The sequence below is a fragment of the Streptococcus sp. 2018WUSS126 genome (assembly GCF_044427425.1).
GTDB lineage: Bacteria > Bacillota > Bacilli > Lactobacillales > Streptococcaceae > Streptococcus > Streptococcus hashimotonensis.
Genome location: NZ_JAOTGB010000019.1, coordinates 35,878 through 47,762 on the forward strand (window position 1 = coordinate 35,878; position 11,885 = coordinate 47,762).

Below are 11,885 nucleotides of genomic sequence, written 5' to 3' on the forward strand. Positions count from 1 at the left end.
CTTGATTAGCGAAAAACTATCTCTTATATACAAGCACTTCACTTGTGAATACAAGTTCTTAATCAAAAGGGGAGGGAGTAATAAATCTCCAACTCCTCCCCCTTTATTTATTTTTGATAGAAGAAGGTAGGCATATGGTTAAAACATTACCAAAAGATTTTATATTTGGTGGAGCAACTGCTGCATATCAAGCAGAGGGGGCCACAAAGACAGATGGAAAAGGTCGTGTTGCATGGGATAAGTATCTAGAAGATAATTACTGGTACACTGCGGAACCAGCTTCTGATTTTTATAATCGTTATCCAGTTGATTTAGAACTAAGTGAACAATTTGGGGTAAATGGCATTCGTATTTCAATTGCTTGGTCTCGTATCTTTCCAACAGGTTTTGGAGAAGTGAATCCAAAGGGAGTAGAGTTTTACCATAAATTATTTGCGGAATGCCATAAGCGTCACGTAGAACCATTTGTAACGCTTCACCATTTTGATACACCAGAAACGCTTCATTCTAATGGTGACTTTCTGAATCGAGATAACATTGAACACTTTGTCAATTACGCAGCGTTTTGCTTCAAAGAATTCCCTGAAGTTAATTACTGGACTACCTTTAATGAAATCGGCCCAATTGGTGACGGTCAGTATCTTGTTGGGAAGTTCCCGCCAGGTATTCAGTATGACTTAGCTAAAGTATTCCAATCTCATCACAATATGATGGTTTCACATGCCAAGGCAGTTAAGCTCTACAAGGATGCTGGTTATAGTGGAGAAATTGGTGTTGTACATGCATTGCCAACGAAATATCCTTATGATCCAACCAATCCAGACGATGTCCGTGCAGCGGAACTTGAAGATATTATTCACAATAAATTTATCCTGGATGCAACATACTTGGGTTACTATTCAGAAAAGACCCTTGAAGGTGTTCGCCATATTCTGAAAGTAAATGGTGGGGAATTAGACCTTCGAGATGAAGACTTCGCGGCCTTAGATGCTGCAAAAGATTTGAATGACTTCTTGGGCATCAATTACTATATGAGTGATTGGATGAGAGCTCATGATGGAGAAACGGAAATTATCCATAATGGTAAGGGTGAAAAGGGAAGTTCTAAGTATCAAATCAAAGGAGTTGGTCGTAGAGAGTCCCCAGTTGATATTCCAAAAACGGACTGGGATTGGATTATCTATCCGCAAGGTCTTTATGACCAAATTATGCGTGTGAAAAATGACTATCCAAACTATAAGAAAATCTACATCACTGAAAATGGTCTAGGTTATAAAGATGAATTTGTAGATGGTACAGTCTATGACGATGGTCGAATTGATTATGTGAAAAAGCATTTAGAAGTGATTTCAGATGCTATCTCAGATGGTGCCAATGTTAAAGGGTATTTCATCTGGTCCTTGATGGATGTATTTTCTTGGTCAAATGGATACGAGAAACGATATGGATTGTTCTATGTTGACTTTGAGACCCAAGAACGCTATCCAAAGAAAAGTGCTTATTGGTATAAAAAAGTAGCAGAAACACAGGTTATTGAATAAAAATAATACAAGGATGCCTAGCTCAAGTTAGCATCCTTGTTTTCATATAAGGGAGGCAGTTTTTATGTTCGAATTAAAGAATGAGAACTTAACAGTACAATTTTCTGAATTAGGTGGGCAAATTACTTCGATAAAAGACAATGATGGTATCGAATATCTTTGGCAAGGAGATCCGACCTATTGGAGCGGTCAAGCACCAGTTCTATTTCCGATTTGCGGAAGTTTACGAAATGATTGGGCTATCTATGAACCTGCAGAAAGACCGACATTTACAGGCACAATTCCAAGGCATGGACTTGTACGAAAAATGATGTTCAAAAATGTAAGAAGAACTGAAAATTCTTTGGAATTTTCTATTTCATCAAATGAGGAAACCGTAAAAAATTACCCATTTGAATTTGAACTTTCCATTAACTACTCACTACTTGGCAATACAATCCGAACTGAATATCGGGTTAAAAATCTTGAAGGACATAGAAAACTACCTTACTTTATTGGGGGGCATCCAGGTTTTAATTGTCCTTTGTTGGATGGTGAGAGTTATGAAGACTATTATTTAGAATTTGAAAAAGTAGAATCTTGTACAGTACCTAGAAGTTTTCCAGAAACTGGCTTACTTGATCTGCGAGATCGTCGTCCATTCTTGGAAAATCAAAAGATCTTGGACTTGTCCTATCAACTGTTTGAGCACGATGCCATAACATTGGATCAATTAGTATCACGAAAGGTAACTTTGAAATCTAAAAATCATCAGAAGACTCTTTCGATTGCATTTGATGATTTTCCAAATTTAGTGATTTGGTCAACTACAAATCAGAGTCCCTTTATTGCATTAGAACCATGGAGCGGACTCTCTACATCACTGGAAGAATCTGACATATTTAATGCCAAACGAAATATTAGTTACATGGCTCCAAAAGAAGTTGATAAAAAACATTTTGATATTATTATCGACATAGATTAAACTTAAAATTCTTATAATGAAGCTACTCTCAATCCGTCTAATTTGTAAAGAAATAAACGGTTTGGGAGTTTTATTTCGAGGCTGGGCAAAAACTAGCTTCTCACATATAAAAAACGAGCAATTCCAATTAGGAGTTGCTCGTTTTCCATTTCATGCTTTATAATTATAATAACCACAAAACAACTAGAAAGGCATGAAAATGTATAAACAGTATAACACAAATCAGCTTAGTTTGGAATTAAATCTTTCTTGGGACTTACCTGCTACTCATGAGGCACGTCTGATTAGTCAGTTTGTGGATACTATTCCTTCATCCGTTCTATTGGAAGAAACTTCTCACACAGGTCGTCCAGCCTTTCATCCCGCTATGTTACTTAAAATGACCCTGTTCGCCTACGCTCGCCAAGTATTCTCTGGTCGAAAAATCGTTCAAATGAATGAAGAAGTTATTCCTATGAAATGGCTGAGTCAGGATACCTATGTCTGTTATCGGACCATAAACAGTTTTCGGGCTAGCACACACGCCAATCAGCTCATCAAAACTGCCTTCATCTACTTCACTCTCCTCCTCAGAGAGAATGGATTGATTGAAGATGAGGCTCTCTTCATTGACGGGACTAAGGTAGAAGCTGATGCCAACAAATATTCTTTCACATGGAAAAAGGCCGTTGAACGCTATGAAGATGCTTTGAATGGAAATATTTCAGCCCTTTATGACAAGCTAGTTCAAGAAGGGGTGAATACTGCCTTGTCCAAGGAAGAATGCCTCACTAGCGAGGGACTAAACCAACTCCTACAAGAAACCGAACAAGTATTGGACGAGGTGGAAAATGCTATCTCACAAGAGCCTAAAGTCATCAAAGGTGGCTCAGCCAACAGACAGAAACGAAGAAGAATTAAGAAACTAAAGAGAAAGTTGAAAGAGGATTTTCTTGTTCGGAAACAGAAGTACGAACGAGATAAACAGATTCTACAAGAGCGAAATTCCTATTCAAAAACAGATCCTGACGCTACATTCATGAGAATGAAAGAGGATCATATGAAGAACGGTCAGCTCAAACCTGGTTACAACCTCCAACTTGGCACAAACAGCCAGTTTGCCTTGGCTTACGGATTGTATCCGAATCCAACTGACACTCGTACACTCAAGCCTTTTCTTCAATCCATCCAAACCCTAGAACTCTTTCAACACATTGTCGCGGATGCAGGTTATGGTAGTGAAGAAAATTATAGCTTTATCCTTGATGACCTGGAGAAAACGCCTCTGATTCCCTACGGAACATATCAAAAAGAGCAGAAGAAAAGCTACAAGAAGAGTGATGCCAATCTTGAAAATTGGACCTATCTAGAAGATTCTGATCAGTGGATAAAGCCAGATGGTGTTGTGTATTCATTCAAGAATTATTCACGAAGAACGGATAAGTATGGATTTGAGAAAGATATTAAGATTTACGAAGCTGATCCAGTACAAGCTAGTGAGGAATTAGACCAATTAGCACGGACAGAGAAAGGAAAACTCAAACAAATTCGCTACAATCTAACCTGGAACTATTTCAAGAACCTTGTCAAAGACGAATTGACAAGTAAAGAGGGAGCCCGCATTTATGCCAAACGCAAGGTGGATGTCGAACCTGTATTTGGTAGGATGAAGGGTGTTTTTGGCGTGCGCAGAGTTCATGTCAGAGGTCAAAAAGTGGTTGAAACTGAGATAGGATTCCTCCTAATGAGCATGAATCTCACGAAATTGGCTAAGAAAATAGTCCAAGATAATAGAGATAAAAAGAAAAACACAGACAGTTCAGCTGGATTTCATCAAAATCAGCTTGAATCTATCTGTGTATTTTATTTACTGGCTAGTTTTTGCCCAGCCTCTTTTTGTTCTATTGTTGCAAACGTTTTCGTTGTGGGGTATAATATAAAAAATGCTGTCTAAAGATTAGGAGAAAGACATGAAAAGTTACAAAAACTAAATCTTCGATTTTTATGGTACATTGGTTGATATTCGTACAGATGAGAATAAACTAGAGGTCTGGAATCAGCTAACACAGATTTACAATGCTTTTGGTTGTTCCTATCGACCACGCCAGTTGAAAAATGCCTATCATCGTTTTGTAGAAGAGGCAGAGAGATCTCTCACGGAAACAGTGAGTTATCAGTATGTCGAAATTGATTTAGAAACAATCTTCATTCGTCTATTAACGGATGCACCAAATGAAAACCAAAGTACCAATAAACCGACTGATTTAGAGACTTTTGGACAAGTAGTAGCCACGATTTTCCGCGTGCTTTCACGTGAAAAGTTAGAGGCTTATGAAAATACCCTAACTAGTCTACAGACATTAAAGGATAGAGAAGCGCGATTATTTATTCTCTCCAATGCTCAACGAATTTTTACTCAGGCAGAAATTGAACAGACAGGTTGTGCTGATTTGATGGAAAAAATTTATATCTCTTCTGACTTTAAGATGAAGAAGCCTGAACCAGCGTTTCTTCAACTGGTTTTAGAGGAAAATAATCTTGATGTTGAGGAAACGGTTATGATTGGTAATGATTTGACATCCGATATAGCTATTGCTCATGAATTGGGAATGGATTCCATTTTGCTGAATACTTTCCCGTATAGTCAGGAAGAAATCGACTCTTATAGGAGACTTGGTTGGAACTTTGAGGTTGTTGGAGATATAGCGGAGCTATTGTAAATAAGCGATAGAACAGTAAAGAATATACATAAAATATATTATGTAAAAAAGGTAAAACTACTTTCATTTCAATGAAGGTAGTTTTGTCTTTTCTAGCCATTTTCTGGTATACTAGATAGGTATAAAATTTAGAAAGGTTCTGTTTTGGGGTATTCCCAAACAGTAGTCAGATCTTCTGGCTAGAGGTATTAGTTTCATGTCTCAAACCCACATTAATGTTATCGGAGCTGGCTTGGCTGGCTCAGAAGCTGCTTATCAGATTGCTAAACGCGGCATTCCTGTCAAACTCTACGAGATGCGGGGAGTCAAGCCGACCCCTCAGCACAAGACGGACAAGTTTGCTGAGTTGGTTTGTTCCAATTCATTCCGTGGTGATAGTTTGACCAACGCTGTCGGTCTGCTCAAGGAAGAAATGCGTCGTTTGGATTCCATTATCATGCGAGCTGGCGAGGCCCACCGTGTGCCTGCTGGCGGGGCTATGGCCATGGACCGTGAGAATTTTTCTCAAGCAGTCACAGATGAGATTCACAACCACCCGCTAATTGAGGTCATTCGTGGCGAGATTACTGAGATTCCCGAAGATGCGATTACAGTTATCGCGACAGGACCATTGACATCTGACGCCTTGGCGGAGAAGATTCACGCCCTCAACGGTGGCGACGGTTTTTACTTCTACGATGCGGCAGCGCCGATTGTGGACAGCTCGACCATTAACATGGACTTGGTTTATCTTAAGTCCCGTTACGACAAGGGAGAGGCTGCCTATCTCAATGCTCCGATGAACAAGGAGCAGTTCACCGCTTTCTATGAGGCCTTGATTTCAGCCGAGGAAGCACCGCTTAACTCCTTTGAAAAAGAAAAATATTTTGAAGGCTGTATGCCTATTGAGGTCATGGCCAAACGTGGTATCAAAACCATGCTCTATGGACCAATGAAGCCAGTTGGTCTGGAATACCCAGAAGACTACAAGGGACCTCGTGACGGCGAATACAAGACACCTTACGCAGTTGTTCAGCTTCGTCAGGATAATGCAGCGGGTAGCCTCTACAACATTGTCGGCTTCCAAACCCATCTCAAGTGGGGTGAGCAGAAGCGGGTCTTCCAGATGATTCCAGGACTTGAAAATGCTGAATTTGTCCGCTACGGCGTTATGCACCGTAATTCCTACATGGATTCGCCAAACTTATTGGAACAGACCTTTGCGACCAGGAAAAATCCAAATCTTTTCTTTGCAGGTCAAATGACAGGAGTAGAAGGCTATGTCGAGTCTGCCGCCTCTGGCTTAGTGGCCGGTATCAATGCTGTTCGCCGTTTCCGTGGCGAAGACCCAGTCATCTTCCCACAGACCACAGCCATCGGTGCTCTGCCATTCTACATCACCCACACTGAAAGCAAGCACTTCCAGCCTATGAATGTCAACTTTGGTATCATCAAGGAGCTGGACGGTCCGCGTATCCGCGATAAGAAGGAGCGTTATGAGGCAATAGCAGAGCGTTCCCTCAAGGACTTGGAAGAGTTTTTGGGTTATTGATGTATAGAAAGTTGCCGTAATGGAAGAAACGATTTTCATGTTAGAAGGGCATAATGGAGACTATTTTTCCTTAGAGGGATGCCCCTTATCAATGGGCTCCTCTTCTGACGGGGGAATCTCCATTGAAGCCAATCTTTATGTATCTGCGGGAGTTTTTCAAATCAATGGAGCTAAAGTTTATCTTTCAACTACCTTGCTAGAAAAGCTTTTTAAGGATTTGTACTTGATGCATGCCAGCTTATCAGGACAGGCTTGTTATAAACCTCAATTTGATGATGAATTGCAATTTGACATTAGTATACTAAATAGTGGGAAATTGCAACTAAAAGGAGTTTATCAAGAATACTCTTATGACTTTTCGCTGATGAAATTTGAAATGGAAAGTGACCAGACTTTTCTGGCACAACCATTACTGGATTTGAAAAAGTTTCTTGGTCATAAATTTTTAAAATAGCTAGATTATTGTTATTTGATAACGTGTGTTTTCACAAGGACTTGAAGCATTTTATAGGATATTACCATGATAAAAGAAACGATTTTCAAGTTAGAAGGACATAATGGAGATTATTTTTGCCTTCAAGGTCAGCCTGTCAGTCAGGATGAGAATGGAGCTGGTGGGAAAGATATCGCTGCGAAACTGAGTTTATCAATGGGCTATTATCAAGTGGAGAACTGGCGTAATGAACTAACCTTGGTGTATCAAACATTAAAAGGTCAAGCATCCTATCATTCTTATTATAAAAATATTGCTTTTACCATAGAGGCAGAAATGGGAGGCCGGCTTCGTTTTTCTGGCATTTATCAAGAATACTGTGATGACTTTGCCTCCCTAGCCTTTGAAATGAATACTGACCAGAGCTATTTACCACAAGTTCTAGCAGATATAGATGCCTTTTTGGAACAGTTGGGATAGTCTATCCCCAGACACCTTCGGGTGTCTTTTGTGTTATACTGGGATTAGAAAAGCGAAGGAGAAACACGATGAATCACGTTACTTGGAAGGGAATTATTCTGCAGAAACAAGGTCTGTTAAACCCCCAGTCTGTCCAGCAAATCTGCCAAAATCTCAATGGTTTGCAGGCACAGTTTCAGCTCTATGTTCATGTCGGATTTCGTAACCGTATGACAGCGGAGGATTTTCATGAGGGTAGCTGGCAGGAGGAGTTGACACGCCAGTGGTCCATTCGGCGAACGGTTCATGCCTATCTCAAGTCGGAAATTCCCCTCTATATCCACGAGGGGCGGCTGGCCAGCACCGACTACCTAAAGACAGAAGGACGGGACGGGTTTAGCCCTCAAACCAAGCAGAAGTATCACCAGCTGATTTTAGAAGCCCTTGAACAAGGTCCTATGACCCGTGAGGATCTCAAGGCCCTTTGCCGTGCGGAAAAGATGACGCAGGAAGAAGAGAAGCAGGTCTTTAATGCCTGGGGCGGCCTCTTTCGCTACATGGTAGAGCGTGGAGAAGTCTATCAAGAATACGGTGCCAAGCGTTTTCACCGACTGACAGACTTTCAACCACTTTCGCGGGAAAAAGCAGAGCTGGAAATCGCTCGACGGTATTTTGCAGGTTTTGGACCTGTCAGTCTAGCTGATGCTCGTTACTATTTTAAGGAAAATAAATCGACAGTCCTAAAATGGATGAAGCAATTAGATTTAAAAACCGTTGAGGTAGCAGGAGAAGAACGCTTTTATCTTGGAGAATTAGAAGAAGCAGAACTGCCTGACTGCCTCTTCGTTGCAGGATTTGACCAACTCTTACTAGGTTATGAAAAGAAAGCCAATCCCTTCTTTGATCACAAGCATATCCGCCAGATTTATACACTGACAGGCATTGTCAAACCCGTTGTTTTCTACAAGGGACGCTTGGTTGCGACCTGGCGACGAGATAAGGACAGGATTGAACTGGCAATCTTTGAAAATCTGACCAGTCGTGAACAGAAAGAACTGGAATGTTACCGTCAAGTCTACGAGGAACGCTTAAAAACGGAGCAAAAATTGTTCGGAAAATCCGAAAATTGCAAATAAATAACTAAATTTTCTGAATATTCCAGAAAAACTATGATATAATACTTAAAATACGTAAGGAAGAGATAGATATGAATAAGTCTTACTTTTATTTGGACATGAGAACTCATGAATTAGATGTACCATTTACAGGAAGAAAACGTCGAGTCCGTGTTTTATTGCCGAAAGGATATGCTGAAAATACAGAAGAGACCTATCCCGTTGTCTATTTCCACGATGGGCAGAATGTACTCTACAGTAAGGAAGCTTTTTCAGGTCATTCATGGAAAGTCATCCCAACTATTAAGCGTAATCCAGACATTGCAAAAATGATCGTAGTGGCTATTGATAATGATGGTGCTGATCGCATGCATGAATACGCTGCTTGGAAGTTTAGTGAGATGGGGATTCCTGGGGTGCAGTTCGGTGGTAAGGGAACCTTGTATGCTGAATTTGTGATGGATGTCGTCAAACCATTTATTGATCAAGAATACCGGACAAAATCTGATAAAGTTCACACTGCAATGATTGGCTCATCGTTGGGAGGCAATATCACCCAGTTTATGGGATTGGCTTATCAGAACCAGATTGGCTGTCTGGGTGTCTTTTCATCTGCCAACTGGCTTCATCAAGATGCTTTCGACCGTTATATTGAACGTCAACAATTAGATTCAGATCAACGTGTCTACATCTATGTTGGGACAGAAGAAGCAGATGATACAGATAAAACGCTGATGGCTGGCAATATCAAACAAGCCTATATTAATTCGTCTTTAAGCTATTATCGACAGTTGATTGCTGGCGGTGTTAAATTGGACAACATAACCTTAGAAGTTGTTTCGGGAGCTGTTCACAATGAGGAGGCTTGGGCGCTCTATTTGCCAGCTTGCCTACGATTCCTAAGCGAACATTGGTCATAAAACAAAAATATTTAAATAGGAGGCTTTACTATGCACGTTGAATTTTTAAGTCATTGGTCTGGAAATCTTGGCCGAGAAATGAATCTAAATCGTTATGGTCACGCAGGGATTCCTGTTGTTGTCTTTGCCTCATCAGGCGGTTCTTACAATGAGTATGCAGATTTTGGGATGATTGAAGCTTGCCGTGGCTCTATAGAGGCAGGTCATGTTCAATTTTTCACCCTAACCAGTTATGATAAGGAAAGCTGGTTGGCGGACTGGAAGTCAATTCATGACAAGGCAGAAGCTCACCGTGCTTATGAACGCTATGTGATTGAAGAAGCTATTCCATTTATCAAACATAAAACAGGCTGGTTTGATGGCATGATGACGACTGGTTGCTCGATGGGTGCCTACCACGCGCTGAATTTCTTCCTCCAGCATCCAGATGTTTTCACAAAAGTTATCGCTCTATCAGGTGTCTATGATGCTCGTTTCTTCAACAACAATCAAGACTATGGCAATGACGATGCTGTTTATCAAAACTCACCATCTGACTATATCTGGAACCAAAACGACGGCTGGTTTATTGATAAATACCGCCAGGCTGATATTATCGTCTGCACGGGTTTGGGCGATTGGGAACAAGACGGTCTGGACTCATTCTACAACCTCAAACGTGCCTTTGAAGAGAAGAATATCCCAGCTTGGTTTGATACTTGGGGAACAGATGTGGCCCACGACTGGGTTTGGTGGAGAAAGCAAATGCCATTCTTCCTTCATTCTATCGGACTTTAAGCTAGAAAGGACTACCTATGAATTATCTCGTTATTTCACCTTTTTATCCAGAAAATTTTCAACCATTCACCATTGAATTGGCTAAAAAAGAAGGCGTTACGGTTCTAGGTATCGGACAAGAACCGTACGATCAATTGCCTGAAGAACTTCGTAATGCCTTAACAGAATACTTCCGTGTTGAGAATCTTGAAAACTTGGATGAAGTCAAGCGTGCAGCAGCCTTTCTTATTTACAAGCATGGTCCAATCGACCGAGTGGAATCACACAACGAGCACTGGTTGGAAAATGACGCCGCACTCCGTGAACAATTTAATATTTTTGGAGCTAAGCCAAGTCATCTTAAAAAGACAAAATTCAAGTCTGAGATGAAGAAATATTTCTCCAAAGCAGGAGTTCCTGTTGTGCCAGGTATGGTTGTCAAAGCAGAAAAAGATATTGAAAAGGCCGTGAAAACAATTGGCTTTCCGATGATTGCTAAGCCAGATAATGGTGTTGGAGCATCAGGTACCTTTAAACTCACAAAGAAAGCTGACTTGGAAACCTTTAAAGAAGCCTGGGATGGACAAACAGCCTATTTCTTTGAGAAATTTGTCAACTCAAGCATTATCACAACCTATGATGGATTGGTGGATAGCAAGGGAAATGTTGTTTTCGAAACAGGTTTAACCTATGTTCATACTCCTCTGGAGCTAATGTTGTCTAGAAAGGACAATGCTTACTTCATCGAGAAAGAACTGGATCCAAAACTAGTAAAATATGGTCGAGCGATTATCAAAGCTTTTGGTATGAAAGAGCGTTTCTTCCATATTGAATTTTTTAAGGATGGTAAAGATTATATTGCTATTGAATACAATAACCGTATGGCTGGTGGCTTCACTGTAGAAGCTTACAACTATGCGCATTCGATTGACCTTTTCCGTGATTATGCCAATGTAGTGACAGGTGGAACAGTTGAGGAACGTAGATTTGAACCACAATACTGCTTGGTAGCAACTCGCCGAGATACGACTGACTATGTTCACTCAGCAGATGGCATTCATCAACAATTTGCCGGTAAGATTAAAACCGTCAAACGCATGCCAGACGCCTTTGCAGAGCTACAAGGGAATGATGCCTATCTCCTTGTGACGGAAAGCAAGGAAGAATTAGACAACATGATTGCCTTTATTGGGGAGACAAACTAGAATAGATTGAAAGACGCCAGAAATGGTGTCTTTTTTTCTTATGGCTTCGAGCCAGTTTTTCTCGTAGAGAAAAACAAGAAAACCACCAGCTATGCTGGTGGCTGACAAGGCTTTGAGCTTCCATTTCTTTTTCCTGATATAATCTAATTGTTCAGGTTAGATAAAGGAGGAAAAAGAAATGGCTAAAACCAGTTACAGTTTATCACATACCAAATGGATGTACAAATATCACATAGTTTTCACACCTAAGTACCGTAGAAAA

The 11,885-nt window shown here is 40.5% G+C and carries 11 protein-coding genes and 1 pseudogene; all 12 read left to right on the forward strand.

Translation table 11 applies throughout. The annotated features are described in order from the left end of the window. Positions 1-134 precede the first annotated feature (134 nt). Positions 135-1,541 carry a 6-phospho-beta-galactosidase gene (gene lacG, locus ODU34_RS08065; protein WP_105212242.1) on the forward strand — a complete coding sequence of 469 codons (1,407 nt, stop codon included), beginning with the start codon at positions 135-137 and terminating at the stop codon, positions 1,539-1,541. 64 nt (positions 1,542-1,605) lie between these two features. Then, on the forward strand, positions 1,606-2,505 hold the full coding sequence (locus ODU34_RS08070; protein WP_205015153.1) for an aldose 1-epimerase family protein: 900 nt from the start codon (positions 1,606-1,608) through the stop codon (positions 2,503-2,505). Between the two features lie 199 nt (positions 2,506-2,704). Further along, on the forward strand, positions 2,705-4,438 hold the full coding sequence (locus ODU34_RS08075; protein ID WP_205015157.1) for an IS1182 family transposase: 1,734 nt from the start codon (positions 2,705-2,707) through the stop codon (positions 4,436-4,438). Positions 4,439-4,475: 37 nt separating this feature from the next. After that, a complete protein-coding gene (locus ODU34_RS08080) occupies positions 4,476-5,204 on the forward strand; it encodes an HAD family hydrolase (protein WP_398578443.1) in 729 nt (242 codons plus the stop codon). Positions 5,205-5,400: 196 nt separating this feature from the next. Next, positions 5,401-6,735 carry a methylenetetrahydrofolate--tRNA-(uracil(54)-C(5))-methyltransferase (FADH(2)-oxidizing) TrmFO gene (gene trmFO, locus ODU34_RS08085; protein WP_105178718.1) on the forward strand — a complete coding sequence of 445 codons (1,335 nt, stop codon included), beginning with the start codon at positions 5,401-5,403 and terminating at the stop codon, positions 6,733-6,735. A gap of 19 nt (positions 6,736-6,754) precedes the next feature. Then, positions 6,755-7,189, forward strand: coding sequence for a hypothetical protein (locus tag ODU34_RS08090; protein WP_153059422.1), 435 nt, complete (start codon positions 6,755-6,757; stop codon positions 7,187-7,189). Positions 7,190-7,255: 66 nt separating this feature from the next. Then, positions 7,256-7,648, forward strand: coding sequence for a hypothetical protein (locus ODU34_RS08095; protein ID WP_105095048.1), 393 nt, complete (start codon positions 7,256-7,258; stop codon positions 7,646-7,648). Between the two features lie 68 nt (positions 7,649-7,716). Continuing rightward, positions 7,717-8,763: a winged helix DNA-binding domain-containing protein gene (locus ODU34_RS08100; RefSeq protein WP_105178716.1), complete on the forward strand. Its 1,047-nt coding sequence runs from the start codon at positions 7,717-7,719 to the stop codon at positions 8,761-8,763. 71 nt (positions 8,764-8,834) lie between these two features. Continuing rightward, positions 8,835-9,662 carry an alpha/beta hydrolase gene (locus tag ODU34_RS08105; protein ID WP_024385230.1) on the forward strand — a complete coding sequence of 276 codons (828 nt, stop codon included), beginning with the start codon at positions 8,835-8,837 and terminating at the stop codon, positions 9,660-9,662. Positions 9,663-9,692: 30 nt separating this feature from the next. Beyond that, entirely contained in the window at positions 9,693-10,439 is a 747-nt protein-coding gene (locus tag ODU34_RS08110; protein WP_024414865.1) for an esterase family protein, read from the forward strand. A gap of 17 nt (positions 10,440-10,456) precedes the next feature. Further along, positions 10,457-11,623 carry an acetyl-CoA carboxylase biotin carboxylase subunit family protein gene (locus ODU34_RS08115; protein ID WP_105178714.1) on the forward strand — a complete coding sequence of 389 codons (1,167 nt, stop codon included), beginning with the start codon at positions 10,457-10,459 and terminating at the stop codon, positions 11,621-11,623. Between the two features lie 178 nt (positions 11,624-11,801). Continuing rightward, positions 11,802-11,885, forward strand: a pseudogene (locus ODU34_RS08120) (IS200/IS605 family transposase); the annotation flags it as partial.